The sequence below is a fragment of the Bacteroides sp. DH3716P genome (assembly GCF_025914115.1).
Taxonomy (GTDB): domain Bacteria; phylum Bacteroidota; class Bacteroidia; order Bacteroidales; family Bacteroidaceae; genus Bacteroides; species Bacteroides ovatus.
This window is the reverse complement of sequence record NZ_CP083673.1, coordinates 349,596-367,130: the sequence shown is the minus strand read 5'-3', so window position 1 is coordinate 367,130 and position 17,535 is coordinate 349,596. Positions and strand designations below refer to the sequence as shown.

Annotated in this window: 17 protein-coding genes and 2 tRNA genes; 15 read left to right on the top strand and 4 right to left on the bottom strand. The window is 41.6% G+C overall.

The features are described 5' to 3' along the window. Positions 1–61 precede the first annotated feature (61 nt). Entirely contained in the window at positions 62–730 is a 669-nt protein-coding gene (locus KQP79_RS01190) for a Crp/Fnr family transcriptional regulator (protein WP_004304586.1), read from the top strand. 96 nt (positions 731–826) lie between these two features. On the opposite strand, the gene guaA is transcribed toward KQP79_RS01190, so the two are convergent. Together guaA and mscL are read right to left on the bottom strand one after the other, a co-directional pair. After that, positions 827–2,350 carry a glutamine-hydrolyzing GMP synthase gene (gene guaA, locus KQP79_RS01185; protein ID WP_004304584.1) on the bottom strand — a complete coding sequence of 508 codons (1,524 nt, stop codon included), beginning with the start codon at positions 2,348–2,350 and terminating at the stop codon, positions 827–829. 131 nt (positions 2,351–2,481) lie between these two features. Continuing rightward, complete coding sequence (gene mscL / locus KQP79_RS01180; RefSeq protein WP_004301777.1) at positions 2,482–2,928, bottom strand: large-conductance mechanosensitive channel protein MscL; 447 nt, start codon at positions 2,926–2,928, stop codon at positions 2,482–2,484. A 142-nt stretch (positions 2,929–3,070) separates the two neighbouring features. Between mscL and gap the strand changes: the two genes are divergently transcribed. The 7 genes from gap (at position 3,071) to KQP79_RS01145 (ending at position 10,332) form a co-directional block, all read left to right on the top strand. Further along, positions 3,071–4,081 carry a type I glyceraldehyde-3-phosphate dehydrogenase gene (gene gap, locus KQP79_RS01175; protein ID WP_004301776.1) on the top strand — a complete coding sequence of 337 codons (1,011 nt, stop codon included), beginning with the start codon at positions 3,071–3,073 and terminating at the stop codon, positions 4,079–4,081. 172 nt (positions 4,082–4,253) lie between these two features. Further along, the gene (locus tag KQP79_RS01170; protein ID WP_138343485.1) at positions 4,254–6,314 is read left to right on the top strand and encodes a M3 family metallopeptidase; all 2,061 of its coding nucleotides are present in this window, start codon (positions 4,254–4,256) and stop codon (positions 6,312–6,314) included. Positions 6,315–6,338: 24 nt separating this feature from the next. After that, entirely contained in the window at positions 6,339–6,854 is a 516-nt protein-coding gene (locus KQP79_RS01165) for a DUF4847 family protein (protein WP_004301774.1), read from the top strand. Positions 6,855–6,862: 8 nt separating this feature from the next. Beyond that, on the top strand, positions 6,863–7,312 hold the full coding sequence (locus KQP79_RS01160; RefSeq protein WP_004301773.1) for a dCMP deaminase family protein: 450 nt from the start codon (positions 6,863–6,865) through the stop codon (positions 7,310–7,312). A gap of 30 nt (positions 7,313–7,342) precedes the next feature. After that, positions 7,343–9,091 (top strand): S41 family peptidase, encoded by a 1,749-nt coding sequence (locus KQP79_RS01155; protein WP_004301772.1) that lies wholly within the window; start codon positions 7,343–7,345, stop codon positions 9,089–9,091. Continuing rightward, entirely contained in the window at positions 9,069–9,596 is a 528-nt protein-coding gene (locus KQP79_RS01150) for a 5-formyltetrahydrofolate cyclo-ligase (protein ID WP_004308571.1), read from the top strand. Before KQP79_RS01155 ends, KQP79_RS01150 begins: the two co-directional genes overlap by 23 nt. Continuing rightward, complete coding sequence (locus KQP79_RS01145; protein WP_004320889.1) at positions 9,541–10,332, top strand: histidinol-phosphatase; 792 nt, start codon at positions 9,541–9,543, stop codon at positions 10,330–10,332. The genes KQP79_RS01150 and KQP79_RS01145 overlap by 56 nt, the downstream gene beginning before the upstream one ends. Here the strand turns inward: KQP79_RS01145 and KQP79_RS01140 are convergent. Both KQP79_RS01140 and recF read right to left on the bottom strand, forming a co-directional pair. Next, complete coding sequence (locus KQP79_RS01140; RefSeq protein WP_004301769.1) at positions 10,319–10,606, bottom strand: DUF721 domain-containing protein; 288 nt, start codon at positions 10,604–10,606, stop codon at positions 10,319–10,321. The genes KQP79_RS01145 and KQP79_RS01140 overlap by 14 nt on opposite strands. Then, complete coding sequence (recF, locus tag KQP79_RS01135; RefSeq protein WP_008775475.1) at positions 10,593–11,711, bottom strand: DNA replication/repair protein RecF; 1,119 nt, start codon at positions 11,709–11,711, stop codon at positions 10,593–10,595. Before recF ends, KQP79_RS01140 begins: the two co-directional genes overlap by 14 nt. 160 nt (positions 11,712–11,871) lie before the next feature. Here recF and KQP79_RS01130 point away from each other — a divergent pair, with 160 nt between their 5' ends. From KQP79_RS01130 to KQP79_RS01100, 7 genes are all read left to right on the top strand, one after another. Next, complete coding sequence (locus KQP79_RS01130; protein WP_004301767.1) at positions 11,872–12,555, top strand: tetratricopeptide repeat protein; 684 nt, start codon at positions 11,872–11,874, stop codon at positions 12,553–12,555. A 156-nt stretch (positions 12,556–12,711) separates the two neighbouring features. Beyond that, positions 12,712–13,206 carry a 6,7-dimethyl-8-ribityllumazine synthase gene (gene ribH / locus KQP79_RS01125; protein ID WP_004301766.1) on the top strand — a complete coding sequence of 165 codons (495 nt, stop codon included), beginning with the start codon at positions 12,712–12,714 and terminating at the stop codon, positions 13,204–13,206. A gap of 50 nt (positions 13,207–13,256) precedes the next feature. Next, a tRNA-Tyr gene (locus tag KQP79_RS01120) sits at positions 13,257–13,339 on the top strand. Positions 13,340–13,347: 8 nt separating this feature from the next. Beyond that, positions 13,348–13,420: transfer RNA gene (locus KQP79_RS01115), tRNA-Gly, on the top strand. Positions 13,421–13,482: 62 nt separating this feature from the next. Then, positions 13,483–14,742 (top strand): Gfo/Idh/MocA family protein, encoded by a 1,260-nt coding sequence (locus KQP79_RS01110; protein WP_004308568.1) that lies wholly within the window; start codon positions 13,483–13,485, stop codon positions 14,740–14,742. Positions 14,743–15,048: 306 nt separating this feature from the next. Further along, a complete protein-coding gene (locus KQP79_RS01105) occupies positions 15,049–16,458 on the top strand; it encodes a Gfo/Idh/MocA family protein (RefSeq protein WP_008775474.1) in 1,410 nt (469 codons plus the stop codon). 114 nt (positions 16,459–16,572) lie between these two features. Then, complete coding sequence (locus tag KQP79_RS01100) at positions 16,573–17,463, top strand: YitT family protein (RefSeq protein ID WP_004301761.1); 891 nt, start codon at positions 16,573–16,575, stop codon at positions 17,461–17,463. Positions 17,464–17,535 lie beyond the last annotated feature (72 nt).

Genomic DNA, 17,535 nt, shown 5'->3' with positions numbered 1-17,535 from the left:
GATGTTGACAGCAGTATTGTATTATGAGTAAATTTGTACGATTAACAAGAGATTACAACATATGGAAACAATGTTCGACACTTTGCTCCAATTGCCTTTATTTCAAGGTCTTTGTCATGAAGATTTCACAAGTATTCTGGATAAGGTCAAGCTACACTTTATCAAGCATAAAGTGGGAGAAACTATCATAGAGAGTGGTAGTCCGTGTAAACAACTCTGCTTCCTATTAAAAGGAGAGGTTTCTATCGTCACAAGTTCCAAAGAAAATATATACACCGTCATCGAACAGATGGAAGCACCTTATCTGCTGGAACCACAGTCGTTGTTTGGCATGAATACCCATTACACTTCTGCTTATGTGGCACATACGGAAGCGCATACCGTCAGTATCAGCAAAGCATTCGTACTTAGCGACCTGTTCAAATATGAAATATTCCGGCTGAACTATATGAACATCGTAAGTAACCGGGCACAAAATCTTTACTCACGTTTATGGGAAGAGCCGACACAGGATTTAAGAGAGAAAATCATTCGCTTTTTCCTGTTACATTGTGAAAAGGCGCAGGGAGAAAAGATATTCAAAGTAAAAATGGACGACCTTGCCCGCTACTTAGATGATACCCGGTTGAATACATCGAAAGCACTCAACGAGCTACAAGACAAAGGATTATTAGAGTTACGCCGGAAAGAGATTCTTATTCCGGACGCACAAAAGCTGGTAAGCGAGTAGATACGGACTGAGCAATCAAAAAAAAAAAACTATCCATCATAAAAATAGCCTCAACGGAAATTCCTGTTGAGGCTATTTTTATGATGGATAATGTTATTATTCCCATTCAATGGTTGCTGGCGGCTTGGAACTGATATCATAGGTTACACGGTTCACTCCTTTCACCTTATTAATAATATCATTCGATACCTTACCCATAAATTCATAAGGTAAATGTGCCCAATCAGCCGTCATGGCATCTGTAGATGTCACAGCACGCAAAGCAACCGCTCTTTCATAAGTACGTTCATCTCCCATTACGCCCACAGACTGTACCGGCAACAAGATAACTCCTGCCTGCCATACTTTATCATACAATCCCCAGTCACGCAATCCCTGGATGAAGATATCGTCAGCATCCTGCAGAATACGTACTTTTTCAGGAGTAATATCTCCCAAAATACGCACTGCCAGTCCCGGTCCCGGGAACGGATGACGAGTAATCAGATGCTCCGGCATACCCAGCTCACGACCTACCCGGCGCACTTCATCCTTAAATAACAAACGAAGCGGTTCACACAACTTCAGATTCATCTTTTCAGGAAGACCGCCTACATTATGATGGCTCTTTATCACTGTGCCCGTAATAGACAATGACTCAATACAATCCGGATAAATGGTACCCTGCGCCAGCCATTTCACGTCTTTTATCTTGTGAGCCTCCACATCAAATACATCGATGAAGCCCTTACCTATAATCTTACGCTTACTTTCCGGTTCAGCCACACCAGCCAGTTCTGCGAAGAACTTAGCGCTGGCATCAACGCCAATCACATTCAGACCGAGACACTCGTAATCCTTCATCACATTCTTGAACTCATTCTTACGTAGCATACCGTGATCTACAAAGATACAAGTCAAGTTCTTACCGATAGCCTTGTTTAACAACACTGCTGCAACTGAAGAATCAACTCCGCCACTCAAACCGAGAACGACTTTATCATCCCCCAACTGCGCTTTCAGCTCGGCAACCGTACTTTCAATGAAAGAAGCCGGCGACCAGTCTTGTTTGCAACCGCAAACATCTACCACAAAGTTCTTCAGGATTTGAGTTCCGTCTTCACTATGGAATACTTCCGGATGGAATTGAACACCCCACACTTGCTCACCTTCTACCTGATAAGCAGCAATCTCGACTTTATCTGTTGAAGCTATTTTCTTGAAATTATCAGGAATAGCAGTAATCGTATCTCCATGACTCATCCATACCTGCGATCCATCACGTACACCTTTAAATAGCACATTATCTTTGCAGAAAGAAGTCAAGTGAGCACGTCCATATTCGCGTGTTCCGGCTGGTTCCACTTTTCCGCCATTGGTGTATGACATAAATTGTGCACCATAACAAATACCCAATATCGGATATTTACCACGAATTTCACTCAAATCTACTTTGAAAGCATCTTTATCGTAAACCGAGAAAGGACTTCCGGAGAGAATGACTCCTTTAATAGTAGGGTCTTCTTTAGGAAATTTGTTATAAGGAACAATTTCACAATACGTATCCAATTCACGTACACGACGGCCTATAAGCTGTGTTGTCTGCGAACCGAAATCAAGAATTATTATTTTTTCCTGCATATCAATGGTTGGATTTTGAATAAATTGAGTTGCAAAAGTAGAAAAAAGTACGCAATCTATATTAATAATGAAGAGAAAAATAAAGGAGATTCACAAGTTTATACTTGGAATCTCCTTTATTTTAATTAGAATCAACTATTCTTTTCTTTCAGCAAATCGCGTATCTCCGTCAACAAGACTTCTTCCTTCGTTGGTGCAGGAGGAGCCGGAGGAGTAGCTGGCACTTCTGCCTGTTTTTTAGTTGTCAGTTTCGTAATCAACCGTATAAATAAGAATATAGCAAAAGCAATAATCAGAAAATCAAAGGTGGCTTGCAGAAACTGACCATAATCCAATGTCACAGCCGGAGCTATCTCCTTACCGTCAGCACCGATCTCCGCCGCTTTCATCACCCATTTCAAATCCGTAAAGTTCACACCGCCAACCAGTAAACCAATCGGAGGCATAATAACATTAGCAACCAATGATGATACGATTTTTCCAAACGCACCACCAATAACTACACCGACAGCCATGTCTATGACGTTACCTTTCATAGCAAACGCCTTAAAGTCCTGTAAAAATGTGCTCTTTCCCATCTTTTTTCAATATTTAATGTGAATTTAATATGCGAATATAAAAACATTTTTGTAATTTTGCACCGCATTTGAAAATAAAACAAGTGCGCAGGTCGAGAGATATTTGAACAAATATTATAAAACCCTTAAAAGTTTAAACAAAATGATTAAAGTAGGTATTAATGGATTCGGACGTATCGGACGTTTCGTTTTCCGCGCTGCAATGGAGAGAAACGATATTCAAATCGTAGGTATCAATGACCTTTGCCCGGTTGATTACTTGGCTTACATGCTGAAGTATGACACAATGCACGGACAGTTCAACGGTACTATCGAAGCAGATGTTGAAAACAGCAAACTGATCGTTAACGGTCAAGCTATCCGTATCACAGCTGAAAGAAATCCGGCTGACTTGAAATGGAATGAAGTAGGTGCAGAATACGTTGTTGAATCTACAGGTTTGTTCTTGAGCAAAGACAAAGCTCAGGCTCACATCGAAGCTGGTGCAAAATATGTTGTAATGTCAGCTCCTTCTAAAGATGACACTCCGATGTTCGTTTGCGGTGTAAACGAAAAAACATATGTAAAAGGTACTCAATTCGTATCTAACGCTTCTTGTACTACTAACTGTTTGGCTCCTATCGCTAAAGTATTGAATGACAAGTTCGGTATCCTTGACGGTTTGATGACTACAGTTCACTCTACAACTGCTACTCAGAAAACAGTTGACGGTCCTTCTATGAAAGACTGGAGAGGTGGTCGTGCTGCTTCTGGCAACATCATTCCTTCTTCTACTGGTGCTGCTAAAGCTGTAGGTAAAGTAATCCCTGCATTGAACGGCAAATTGACTGGTATGTCTATGCGTGTTCCGACTTTGGACGTATCTGTAGTTGACTTGACAGTTAACTTGGCTAAACCGGCTACTTACGCTGAAATCTGCGCTGCAATGAAAGAAGCTTCTGAAGGCGAATTGAAAGGTATCCTGGGTTACACTGAAGATGCAGTAGTTTCTTCTGACTTCTTGGGTGACGCTCGTACTTCTATCTTCGACGCTAAAGCAGGTATCGCTTTGACTGATACTTTCGTTAAAGTTGTATCTTGGTATGACAACGAAATCGGTTACTCTAACAAAGTTCTTGACTTGATCGCTCACATGGCATCAGTTAACGCTTAATTAGAAGCCTGAACAATATAGAAACCGCTGCGAGAAACCGTAGCGGTTTTTTTATACATTTCATTTTATATATTGTTAAAAAGCAACGTGTTATCCGTTGAATAAGCTACAATTTTAGTAGCTTTGTAATTCTATGGAGAGATTATTAATAACATTGATACTAGTTTGCACTATGAACAATATAACAAATGCCCAGAATCCTTTCTACGGGCAATACCACACGCCGCACGAAGCCGTGCCGTTCGACCGGATTGAAACTGAACATTATGAGCCTGCTATCCTCGAAGGAATCAAGCTACAAAATGCTGAAATAGAGGCCATCATACAGAATCCGGAAAAGGCAGATTTTACCAATACGATAGAAGCTTTCGAAGAGTCAGGGAAATTACTTGACAAAGTAGTTGCCGTCTTCGGTAATATGTTGAGCGCAGAAACGAATGACGATCTACAAGAACTCGCTCAAAAGATTATGCCGTTGCTTAGTGAACACAGCAATAATATCACACTGAACGAAAAGCTATTCGCACGTATGAAGGAAGTGTATAACCAAAAAGAGACTTTGCAACTGACACAGGAACAAAAACAGTTACTGGAAAATGCATATAACAGTTTTATTCGTCATGGCGCCAATTTAGAAGGAGAAGCACGGGAAGAATACCGTCGTCTGACTACCGAATTGAGTAAATTGACGCTTACCTTCAGTGAAAACAACCTGAAAGAGACGAATGCTTATCAAATGCTGTTAACGAAAAAAGAGAGCCTCGCCGGACTACCTGAAATTATCATAGAAGCAGCTGCAGAAACGGCCAAGAACGAAGAAAAAGAAGGATGGGCATTCACACTTCACGCTCCGAGCTATATTCCTTTCATGACGTATTCTGACAATCGGGATTTACGTCAAAAACTCTATATGGCTTATAATACCAAATGTACACACGATAACGAATTCAATAATATCGACATCGTAAAAAAGATAGCCAATACACGCATGAAAATAGCCCAGTTACTGGGATACAAAGATTATGCGGAATATACGCTAAAGAAAAGAATGGCTGAAAACAGCAAGTCGGTATACAAGCTGCTCAACCAACTGCTGGAAGCATACACTCCTACTGCACAACAAGAATATAAAGAGATACAAGAACTGGCTCGCGAAGAACAGGGAGCTGATTTCGTTGTCATGCCTTGGGACTGGAGTTATTATTCAAATAAACTAAAGGACAAAAAATTCAATATCAACGAAGAAATGCTCCGCCCTTACTTCGAACTGGAACAAGTGAAGAAAGGGGTGTTTGGCTTGGCAGAAAAGTTATATGGAATCACTTTCCGGAAAAATACAGAAATTCCGGTTTACCATAAAGAGGTAGAAGCCTTTGAAGTGTTTGATAAAGACGGTAAATTTTTAGCCGTCTTATACACCGATTTCCATCCGCGTCCGGGAAAGCGGGCCGGAGCCTGGATGACGAGTTATAAGGACCAATGGATAGATAAAAAGACCGGTAAAAACAGCCGCCCTCATGTATCCGTTGTGATGAACTTCACCAAGCCAACCGAGAATAAGCCCGCTTTATTGACTTTCAATGAAGTAGAAACATTCTTGCATGAGTTCGGGCATAGTCTGCACGGTATGTTTGCCAATTCTACTTACAGGAGTTTAAGTGGAACCAATGTATATTGGGATTTCGTGGAGCTTCCCTCGCAAATTATGGAAAATTTCGCCATAGAGAAAGATTTCCTCAATACCTTTGCCCGCCATTATCAGACGGGAGAAGTATTGCCGGATGAATTGATAAAACGCCTTGTAGATGCATCAAACTTCAATGTTGCGTATGCTTGTCTACGACAAATAAGTTTCGGTTTACTTGATATGGCATGGTATACGCACAACACTCCTTTTGAAGGAGATGTGAAAGCTTATGAACAAGAAGCCTGGAAGGATGCGCAAATATTGCCGGTAGTACAAGAAGCTTGTATGAGTACGCAATTCTCCCACATCTTTGCCGGTGGATATGCCGCCGGATACTATAGCTACAAATGGGCGGAAGTATTGGATGCCGACGCATTTTCATTATTCAAGCAAAAAGGGATATTCAATCAGGAAGTGGCAGACTCATTCCGCAATAATATTCTGTCGAAAGGAGGAACGGAACATCCGATGATACTTTATAAACGTTTCCGCGGACAGGAACCGAGCATTGATGCTTTGCTAATCAGAAATGGGATAAAGAAATAAGTATTAAGTTATTAGATATTAAATATGAAGAGAAGTATATTTCAAATAGTAGGATTGCTTTTATTGCTTCCTTTATTTTCAGGATGTAATGATTCGGACGATGTAGCTGCTATCTTTACAGGAAAAACCTGGAAACTAAATTATATCACAGTAGATGGAGGTCATGAGATGTTTGGCTTTTGGGAGAATGAAGAACAAGAGAAAGCAAGTATTAAAGAGCTTAATAAAAACGGTACATATAATATTGTATTTGATGGCACAGTAGATGGAGATGTTATTAACGGAAATATAAAAGGAACTGTAATTGCAACCAGTACTTTTGAAGGAAAATGGAATGCCAACGCCAAAAACAATAGCTTCAAAGCTACAGTTACCACTGCAGGTAGTTATGGCGACGACAAACTCGCCAAAAATTTTATAGAGGGGCTTAATGCAGCTACATCTTACGAAGGAGATAGTAATAACTTATACCTTTTATACAAACCGGCATCCGGTAAGCAAACTTTCCGTATGGTTTTCCGGGTAGTAAGCAGTAAATAGTAAACAACATGGACACTGAAAAGAAACAATTAGAACTTGACAAACGTTATATACGTATGGCCAGTATATGGGCTGAAAATTCCTATTGTCAACGCCGTAAAGTAGGAGCTTTAATTGTTAAGGATAAAATGATTATCTCCGACGGATATAATGGAACACCTTCCGGATTCGAGAATGTATGTGAAGATGAAAACAACCTGACAAAACCATACGTTCTGCATGCGGAAGCCAATGCCATTACCAAAATAGCGCGTTCAAATAACAGTAGCGACGGTGCTACCATGTACGTCACCGCCTCTCCTTGCATCGAATGTGCAAAGTTAATCATACAGGCAGGAATCAAACGGGTAGTTTATTCCGAGCATTACCGCCTGGAAGATGGAATAGAGTTATTAAAACGGGCGGGAATCGAAGTTATCTACACAGAGTTAGATGATAATTCCTCTCCAAATAAATAAGAAGACGAACGTTTTAAAAAAGGAATAGACATGAGTACAAAAAACTCTTCACGTTTTACACCTGTCATCATAGCAGTCAGTGTGGTAGTCGGGATTCTTATCGGTACATTTTATGCCAAGCATTTTGCCGGCAACCGTTTGGGTATCATTAATGGTTCCTCCAATAAGCTAAACGCTTTGTTACGCATTGTAGACGATCAATATGTCGACACCGTAAACATGGCCGATTTGGTAGAAAAAGCCATGCCGCAAATTCTAGCCGAACTGGATCCGCATTCAACTTATATCCCAGCCCAAAATCTCGAAGAAGTCAACTCTGAACTGGAAGGCAGCTTCAGCGGAATTGGCATCCAGTTTACCATACAGAATGACACCATTCATGTCAATGCTGTTGTTCAGGGAGGTCCTTCTGAAAAGATAGGATTAATGGCGGGCGACCGCATTGTTACTGTAGATGATAGCTTGTTTGTCGGCAAGAAAGTAACGAACGAACGGGCTATGCGCACCTTGAAAGGTCCGAAAGGCTCACAGGTAAAATTGGGAATCAAACGAACAGGAGAAAAGGACTTATTACACTTCAACATCACACGTGGAGACATTCCTCAAAATACCGTAGATGCTGCTTACATGGTAAACGACGATATCGGTTATGTGAAAGTCAGCAAATTCGGACGTACCAGCCATGTGGAATTGCTTAATGCATTAGCACAACTCAACCACAAAAAATGCAAAGGTCTAATCATTGACCTGCGCGGTAATACCGGAGGATATATGGAAGCTGCTATCCGCATGGTAAATGAATTCTTGCCTGAAGGTAAGTTGATCGTATATACTCAAGGCCGTAAATATCCACGTGCAGAAGAATTTGCCAACGGTACGGGTAGTTGTCAGAAAATGCCGCTCGTTGTATTGATTGACGAAGGATCTGCTTCCGCCAGTGAAATTTTCACCGGAGCTATTCAAGATAACGACCGGGGTACAGTTGTAGGACGCCGTTCTTTCGGTAAGGGACTTGTGCAACAGCCTATCGATTTCAGTGACGGATCGGCTATCCGCCTGACAATCGCCCGCTACTACACCCCATCCGGACGTTGCATCCAACGCCCATACGAAAGCGGTAAAGACCGTAACTACGAGCTGGATTTATACACCCGTTACGAACATGGAGAATTTTTCTCACGTGATAGTATCAAGCAGAATGAGAGCGAACGTTATAATACCAGCTTGGGACGTACTGTGTATGGCGGCGGTGGTATCATGCCGGATATATTCGTACCGCAGGATACAACGGGAGTCACTTCTTATCTATCGACAGTTATTAACCGGGGACTGACTATTCAGTTCACATTCCAATACACCGACAATAACCGGAAGAAGTTAAGCCAATACGAAACTGAGGAAGAATTACTAAACTATCTTCGTCATCAGGGTTTGGTGGAACAGTTTGTCCGTTTTGCCGACAGTAAAGGAGTGAAAAGAAGAAATATCCTCATTCAGAAATCATACAAACTATTGGAAAAGAACCTCTTTGGCAACATCATCTACAATATGCTTGGACTGGAAGCCTATCTCCAATACTTCAACAAAACAGATGCTACTGTCATTAAAGGTATTGAGATACTTGAAAAAGGAGAAGCTTTCCCCAAAGCTCCGGTAGCCGTTGAAGAAGAAGTGACGAAGGATAAAAAAGATGGAAAGAAAAAAAGAACTGCGCAAGCATATAGCATTACTGAAGACCCAACACGCGGATTCAACTATGCGAAAGCTGCAATCAGCTAATATACTTGCCGCCCTTGAAGCCCATCCGGCTTTCAGGGCGGCAAATACTGTATTACTATACCATTCGCTGAATGACGAAGTAGATACACATGCCTTTATTCAAAAATGGAGTAGCGAAAAGCGGATTCTACTCCCTGTAGTAGTAGGCGATGATTTAGAACTACGGATATACACCGGACCGGAAGACATGTCAATCAGCGGTATCTACGGTATAGCAGAACCAACCGGAGAAATATTCACAGACTATGCGGCCATAGACTTCATCGTCGTTCCCGGAGTAGCTTTCGATGCTAAAGGTAACCGTTTGGGGCGGGGAAAAGGATATTATGACCGTCTCCTGCCACGCATACCATCAGCCTATAAAGCAGGAATCTGTTTCCCATTTCAATTAGTAGAAGAAGTTCCGGCGGAATCATTCGACATCCGCATGGATATAATCATAACAATCAATGAAGACGAATTATCACACCCACACCACCCGCTGCCATCATGCGACAGGGAGTGACGAAGAATTTGTTTTAAGTGCCATCAAAGGCGGCTATCAAGAATTAGGCTTTTCTGACCACACTCCGTGGAAATATCACACTGATTATATATCCGACATCCGGATGCTTCCCGAAGAGTTACCGGGATATGTGGAAAGTATCCGTTCGCTGCAAGAGAAATATAAAAATCAAATCAGCATAAAAATAGGATTGGAATGCGAATACTTTCCTGAATACATACACTGGTTAAAAGGAATCATCAAAGAATATAAACTGGACTATATCATCTTTGGAAATCACCATTTTCACACAGATGAGAAGTTCCCCTACTTCGGCCGGAATACAGATTCGGTAGACATGCTCGAACTCTATGAAGAGAGTGCTATTGAAGGAATGGAAAGCGGACTATTTGCCTACCTTGCCCATCCGGATTTATTTATGCGTTCTTACCCCGAGTTCGATCGTCATTGTAAGCTAGTCAGCAGACATATCTGCCGGACGGCAGTACGGTTAAACTTACCGTTGGAATATAATATCGGATATGAAGAGTACAATGATATTCATGGTATTACTACCATTCCTCATCCAGATTTCTGGAAAATAGCCGCCCATGAAGGTTGCACCGCTATCATCGGCGTAGACGCCCATAACAATCAATATTTGGAAAACCCTTTTTATTACAACCGTGCAACCGAAACACTCCGGAAGCTAGGTATAAAGGTTATAGACAGAATATCTTTCTTCAACGAAAAATAATATTTGTAATTACGGTAGCTCCGACTCTCTGATTCAGCGTGCGCACCAATACCTCACGCCCCATCATCAATTCCTGACGAAGAGCTGCGGAAGTCAGATGCACATATAATGTCTGATTACGAATATAAAGATTGCTGGTATAAGCCGCTGCCGGTCCCAAGATTTGAGGCCAGGCATCCAGCAGTCTTTGTTCGTTCAGCGGAGATTCCAAACTCTCCTGACGAAGAAACTGTTGAATCAGTTTTCCTATTTGTTCGGCATCATTGCGCTTCATTATCAGCCTCCGTTTCTTGAATTGTGCCCTCTTCTACACGAAATATTTTATAATCGCTGCCTACCTTATGTAAAATACGGTCGAGATGTCCCCGGTTCGTGTCCGTTATAAATATCTGCCCGAAATTGTCTCCAGCCACCAGCTTCACTATTTGCTCTACACGGGAAGCATCCAACTTATCGAAAATATCATCTAATAATAATAAAGGAACAGTCCAGCCGGTACGCTTCAAGAAATCAAACTGCGCCAGTTTCAATGCTACCAGATACGTTTTGTTCTGTCCCTGCGAACCTTCTTTCTTTATCGGGAATTCACCCAACAACATATTCAACTCATCTTTATGAATCCCACGCAAAGAGAATCCCATTATCTTATCCCTCTCCCTGCTTTGCTTCAACACTTCCAACAAAGAAGCATCCCGCGCATGAGACTCATAAGATAATCCCACCACCTCTTTATCCTGCGAGATAAAGGAATAGAAAGATTGGAAAATAGGAATAAACTCCCGGATAAACGCTTCACGTTTCTGGAATACGATTGCACCGGCTTGCGCCATCATCTCCTCCCATACAAGAAACAGCTCCTCCTCCACCGAAAACTCACTCTTCAACAATGCGTTACGCTGCGCCAATGCTTTATTATACCGTATCAGCGCTTCAAGATATTCCTTATCATACTGCGAAATCACTACATCCATAAACCGGCGACGCTCCTCACTTCCCCCGGCTATCAATTCGGAATCGGCAGGTGAAACCATCACCAAAGGCAGAAAACCGATGTGGTCCGAAAAACGGCTATATTCTTTCTTATTCCGCTTAAATTGTTTCTTCGAACGGCGTTTCATCCCACAATAAATCTCTTCAGGAGTTCCGTCCTCCGCTTCATAAAAGCCCTGAATTACGAAAAAGTCTTGTTCATGACGAATATTTTGAGAATCAATCGGGTTTCCGGAGCTCTTACAGAAAGACAAGAAATACACCGCATCCAGCAAATTCGTCTTTCCCATTCCATTCAGTCCGAAAAAACAATTCAGCTTAGCAGAGAATCCCAGTTCTACCTCTTCCAGATTCTTATAGTTTAATATGGATATTCGTTTCAGTATCATTGTGTACACGTTAATTTGTTCACAAAAGTAGCAAGATTTTCGTGGTTTTCGGGTGTAAAACAAAAAAAGATGCTTCTAAATTTCGTTTGTAGATATAAAAAAACTACTTTTGCGAGTCGAAATATCAAACTGTGAATAATAACAAAAAGAATCATATAAAATGGCAGAACAAAAGAATCAGAACGAACATCTGAACGTAGAAGATGCACTGACACAATCGGAAGCATTTCTTATCAAGTACAAAAACGCAATTATTGGCGGTGTTGTTGCTGTGATTATTATTGTAGCAGGTTTTATCATGTACAAAAACCTCTATGCTGAACCACGTGAAGAAAAAGCACAGGCAGCTCTTTTCAAAGGACAGGAATACTTTGAACAGGATGCTTTTGAACAAGCTTTGAACGGTGACAGCATCGGTTATACAGGTTTCCTGAAAGTTGCTGATGACTACAGCGGAACAAAAGCTGCCAATTTGGCAAAAGCTTATGCTGGTATTTGCTACGCACAACTTGGCAAATATGAAGAAGCAGTGAAGATGCTGGACAGCTTCAATGGAAAAGACCAAATGGTTGCTCCGGCAATTTTGGGTGCTGCAGGTAACTGCTATGCACAACTTGGCCAATTAGACAAAGCGGCTTCTACTTTATTGTCGGCAGCAGACAAAGCTGACAACAACACATTAAGCCCGATCTTCCTGATACAAGCTGGTGAAATCCTGGTAAAACAGGGAAAATATGACGATGCTGTAAACGCTTACACTAAGATCAAGGATAAATATTTCCAATCTTATCAGGCTATGGACATCGACAAATATATCGAGCAAGCTAAATTGATGAAAAAATAATATACCATCTATTATATAAGGAAATCGAGGCACGGATTACACCGGATTAAGCGGACTATCTATTAAAACCGTGGAATCCGTGAAATCCGTGCCTTTCTTCTTAAATCTCTCATACTCTCAAATCTTCATTTTATAATTCTCAACTTTTAATTAACTATGGCAACAGCTTACCATAACTTATCCGAATATGATTTCAATTCCGTTCCGAATGCAGAAGCAATGAAATTTGGTATCGTCGTATCCGAATGGAATTTCAATATTACCGGTGCTTTACTGAAAGGCGCAGTCGATACATTAAAAAAACATGGAGCAAAAGACGAAAATATTCTGGTGAAAACTGTACCGGGAAGTTTCGAACTTACTTTTGGAGCCAACCAAATGATGGAAAATTGCGATCTTGATGCAATTATTGCAATTGGTTGCGTAATTAAAGGAGATACCCCACATTTTGATTATGTTTGCATGGGAGCAACCCAAGGAATTACCGAATTAAACGCAACTGGCGATATACCAGTCATTTACGGATTAATTACCACAAATACAATGGAGCAAGCAGAGGATCGTGCCGGTGGCAAACTGGGTAACAAAGGAGATGAATGTGCAATTACTGCAATAAAAATGATCGATTTTGTTTGGAGTTTAAATAAATAGTTGTATCTTTGCACCGCAATTGAGAAACAAACCTCCTCAAAAGCAAAAAAGGGCAAATACCAGAGTGGCCAAATGGGGCAGACTGTAAATCTGCTGTCTTTCGACTTCGGTGGTTCGAATCCATCTTTGCCCACAAAAATTGCGGAAGTAGCTCAGTTGATAGAGCATTAGCCTTCCAAGCTGAGGGTCGCGGGTTTGAGCCCCGTCTTCCGCTCTCCAAAGAGAATCTGAGAAATTAGATTCTCTTTTTTTGTTTTATTTTAGACCGCTAAGCTTATGAAAAATTCTCCGGTACAATCGCATGTACTCCGACTAGCACATCCCCCTATCCCCACTGTCCACATCGGGATTATAGGACTGGGCAATCGAGGATTGCTCACCTTACAACGTTATCTGCAAATTGAAGGAGTAGAAATCAAAGCTCTTTGTGAAATAAGAGAAGGAAATCTAAGTAAGGCCCAACAACTATTAAAAGAAGCCGACCGTTCCGAAGCCACCGGATATACCGGAGTGGAGGGATGGAAGAAGATGTGCGAATCGGATGAAGTAGATTTAATATTCATCTGCACCGACTGGTTAATGCATACTCCAATGGCAACTTTCGCAATGGAATGCAATAAACATGTAGCTATTGAAGTTCCGGCTGCTATGAGCGTGGAAGAATGTTGGCAATTGGTAGACACTGCAGAAAAAACCAGGCGACACTGCATCATGCTCGAAAATTGTTGTTATGATCCCTTTGCACTAATGACTCTCAACATGGCCCAACGAGGATTGTTCGGAGAAATCATGCATGTAGAAGGAGCCTACATTCACGATCTTCGTTCAATGTACTTTGCCGAAGAGAGCGAAGGCGGCTATCACAACCATTGGGGAAAAAGATACAGCATCGAACATACAGGCAATCCTTATCCCACTCATGGGTTGGGCCCCGCCTGCCAGATACTGGATATTCATCGCAGTGACAGAATGGAATATCTCGTGTCCATGTCTACTCATCAGGCAGGAATGAGCGAGTATGCCCGCAGACTATTCGGCGAATATTCACCGGAAGCCCACCAGAAATATCAATTGGGAGACGTAAACACCACTCTTATCCACACGCTCAAAGGGAAGACAATCATGCTTCAATACGACATATCCACCCCACGTCCTTACAGCCGCCTTCAAACAGTATGCGGCACACTGGGATTCGCCCAAAAATACCCTGTCCCCTGTATCGCCCTAGATCCTAATGGAGACACTCCACTTGAAGGAGAACTGCTAGAAAAAATGATGGCACGCTATAAACATCCTTTTAACGCAACCATTGGCGAAGAAGCACATCGCAGAGGCCTACCCAATGAAATGAATTATGTTATGGATTACCGCCTTATTCATTGTCTGCGCAACGGGCTTCCACTGGATATGGATGTATACGATGCAGCCGAATGGTCGTGTATCACAGAACTAAGTGAAAAATCTGTACTGAATAAGAGCATGGCAGTAGAAATACCGGATTTCACCAGGGGAGCCTGGAAAAAATACAAATACTAGGTTCTATCAGAAGTACAGACGAAGTAGGTAGTTTACCCCAACAGGAGCAGTAAACGTTAAGCAATTCTAAAAAGGTGACTTCTTTTTAGGAAGAGCCTTTTTATGGCATGTCTTTTATATGTATTTGACATCACATAAGCCTACACAAAATCAGGTAGAAAAAGTCAGACTCATCTTTTACCTCATAATAGAAACTTTTATGATGAAAATATCGATTATAAATATAAATAGTTGGCTAATTAATTACTATTTTTGACACGTAAATGAAAAACATCGAATAACCCCTATTAAAAACTTTAAAATATGATGAAGAAACTATTTACAGTCACGGCTATCGGCTTGGCTTTGTTAACTTGGCACACCAGTTGTACTCTACAACCAAAGGCTCCCGAAGCCTTTACTCCTATCAAAGTAGAAACTCCTGCCCGCCCTGCCGGACAAGAAGATGTAATCCAACTCGTTACTCCTAAAATTGATACCGTTCGTGTCGGTTTCATCGGATTAGGAATGCGTGGTCCTGGTGCCGTGGTACGCTGGACCCATATCCCGGGAACTAAGATTGTAGCATTATGCGACCTGCTTCCCGAACGTGTTGAAAAATCACAAGAAATTTTGAAGAATGCCGGACTTCCTGAAGCTGCTTCTTACAGTGGCTCGGAAGAGGCATGGAAGCAACTTTGTGAACGGGACGATATTGATCTGGTATACATAGCCACCGACTGGAAACATCATGCAGCAATGGGTGTTTATGCCATGGAACACGGTAAGCATGTAGCTATCGAAGTTCCTGCCGCCATGACACTGGATGAAATCTGGCAGCTAATCAATACTTCCGAAAAGACACGTAAGCATTGTATGCAGCTCGAAAACTGCGTATATGACTTCTTTGAACTGACTTCTTTAAATATGGCACAACAAGGCGTATTCGGAGAAGTACTTCATGTAGAAGGTTCATATATCCATAATCTGGAAGATTTCTGGCCTGAATACTGGAATAACTGGCGAATGGATTATAATCATCTACACCGCGGTGATGTATATGCTACCCATGGCATGGGCCCTGCTTGTCAGGTACTTAATATCCACCGTGGTGACCGCATGAAAACATTGGTATCGATGGATACGAAAGCTGTCAACGGACCGGCTTATATTAAGAAACAAACAGGAGAAGAGGTGACTGACTTCCAGAATGGTGACCAGACTTCTACCCTGATTCGCACAGAGAACGGTAAAACAATGTTGATTCAGCACAACGTAATGACTCCACGCCCATACAGCCGTATGTATCAGATAGTGGGAGCCGATGGTTACGCAAGCAAATATCCGATTGAAGAATATTGCCTGCGACCTTCACAAGTTGATTCAAAAGATGTGCCTAATCATGAGAATCTGAATGCACATGGTTCTGTACCTGAAAACGTAAAAAAAGCCTTGATGGATAAATATAAAGATCCTATTCATATAGAGTTGGAAGAAACAGCCAAGAAAGTAGGTGGACATGGTGGTATGGACTTTATCATGGACTACCGTCTGGCATATTGCTTGCAGAATGGACTGCCATTGGATATGGACGTTTATGACCTGGCAGAATGGTGTTGCATGGCTGAACTTACCAGACTTTCTATCGAGAACAATTCAGCTCCGGTAGAAGTACCCGACTTCACTCGCGGCGGATGGAATAAAGTACAAGGCTACCGTCACGCTTTTGCAAAATAAAACAGCATATTTCCTTTTAGCACGAGCATAATGAACCAATCCGGCTTCTCCTCTAAAGCCGGATTATTCATGGGTTCGTGTTTGAACATTTTATAGATTATCATAATCACGTTTATGAAAACAGCTATTCCAAAGCCTTCTAAGCAAAGCATTATCCGTGAAGCCAGAGATTATGTAATGATTGCCATCGGCATGATTTTGTATGGTATCGGTTGGACCGTTTTTCTGTTGCCTAACGATATCACCACCGGGGGAGTACCGGGTATTGCTTCTATCGTATATTGGGCCACAGGTTTTCCGGTACAATATACGTACTTCAGCATCAACTTCTTCTTGCTACTACTGGCCCTCAAGTTGCTGGGACTAAAGTTTTGCATCAAAACTATTTTTGGTGTATTTACCCTCACCTTCTTTCTGTCCGTCATTCAAAAATTGACGGCAGGTTTCGGGCTTCTCCACGACCAGCCCTTTATGGCATGTGTCATCGGAGCATCCTTCTGTGGAGGCGGCATAGGTGTTGCTTTTTCGGCTAATGGAAGTACGGGAGGTACAGATATTATTGCAGCCATCATCAACAAATACCGGGACATCACATTAGGAAGAGTCGTGCTCATCTGCGATATGATTATCATTTCTTCCAGTTATTTTGTCTTAAAAGACTGGGAAAAAGTGGTGTATGGGTTTGTAACTCTTTATATTTGTAGTTTCGTTCTCGACCAGGTAGTGAATAGCGCCCGTCAATCCGTACAGTTCTTTATCATATCCAACAAATATGAAGAAATAGGACGGCATATTAACGAATACCCACACCGGGGAGTAACGATTATCAATGCAACCGGCTTTTATACAGGACGAGAAGTTAAGATGATGTTTGTATTAGCCAAGAAAAGGGAATCGCCTATCATCTTCCGGTTAATAAAAGACATAGACCCGAATGCATTTGTATCGCAAAGTGCTGTCATTGGAGTATATGGAGAAGGATTCGATCATATTAAAGTAAAATAAAAAAGAAATGAAAAACCAATATTGAGAAACATGAAATTTCGACCAACCCCCAACTTATTAACAGGCATTTTC

What these genes read in the sequence shown, in the direction of transcription:
- KQP79_RS01190 (WP_004304586.1), top strand. Translation starts at nt 62, where the DNA reads ATGGAAACAATGTTCGACACTTTGCTCCAATTGCCTTTATTTCAAGGT.
- guaA (WP_004304584.1), bottom strand. Translation starts at nt 2,350, where the DNA reads ATGCAGGAAAAAATAATAATTCTTGATTTCGGTTCGCAGACAACACAG.
- mscL (WP_004301777.1), bottom strand. Translation starts at nt 2,928, where the DNA reads ATGGGAAAGAGCACATTTTTACAGGACTTTAAGGCGTTTGCTATGAAA.
- gap (WP_004301776.1), top strand. Translation starts at nt 3,071, where the DNA reads ATGATTAAAGTAGGTATTAATGGATTCGGACGTATCGGACGTTTCGTT.
- KQP79_RS01170 (WP_138343485.1), top strand. Translation starts at nt 4,254, where the DNA reads ATGAACAATATAACAAATGCCCAGAATCCTTTCTACGGGCAATACCAC.
- KQP79_RS01165 (WP_004301774.1), top strand. Translation starts at nt 6,339, where the DNA reads ATGAAGAGAAGTATATTTCAAATAGTAGGATTGCTTTTATTGCTTCCT.
- KQP79_RS01160 (WP_004301773.1), top strand. Translation starts at nt 6,863, where the DNA reads ATGGACACTGAAAAGAAACAATTAGAACTTGACAAACGTTATATACGT.
- KQP79_RS01155 (WP_004301772.1), top strand. Translation starts at nt 7,343, where the DNA reads ATGAGTACAAAAAACTCTTCACGTTTTACACCTGTCATCATAGCAGTC.
- KQP79_RS01150 (WP_004308571.1), top strand. Translation starts at nt 9,069, where the DNA reads ATGCGAAAGCTGCAATCAGCTAATATACTTGCCGCCCTTGAAGCCCAT.
- KQP79_RS01145 (WP_004320889.1), top strand. Translation starts at nt 9,541, where the DNA reads ATGAAGACGAATTATCACACCCACACCACCCGCTGCCATCATGCGACA.
- KQP79_RS01140 (WP_004301769.1), bottom strand. Translation starts at nt 10,606, where the DNA reads ATGAAGCGCAATGATGCCGAACAAATAGGAAAACTGATTCAACAGTTT.
- recF (WP_008775475.1), bottom strand. Translation starts at nt 11,711, where the DNA reads ATGATACTGAAACGAATATCCATATTAAACTATAAGAATCTGGAAGAG.
- KQP79_RS01130 (WP_004301767.1), top strand. Translation starts at nt 11,872, where the DNA reads ATGGCAGAACAAAAGAATCAGAACGAACATCTGAACGTAGAAGATGCA.
- ribH (WP_004301766.1), top strand. Translation starts at nt 12,712, where the DNA reads ATGGCAACAGCTTACCATAACTTATCCGAATATGATTTCAATTCCGTT.
- KQP79_RS01110 (WP_004308568.1), top strand. Translation starts at nt 13,483, where the DNA reads ATGAAAAATTCTCCGGTACAATCGCATGTACTCCGACTAGCACATCCC.
- KQP79_RS01105 (WP_008775474.1), top strand. Translation starts at nt 15,049, where the DNA reads ATGAAGAAACTATTTACAGTCACGGCTATCGGCTTGGCTTTGTTAACT.
- KQP79_RS01100 (WP_004301761.1), top strand. Translation starts at nt 16,573, where the DNA reads ATGAAAACAGCTATTCCAAAGCCTTCTAAGCAAAGCATTATCCGTGAA.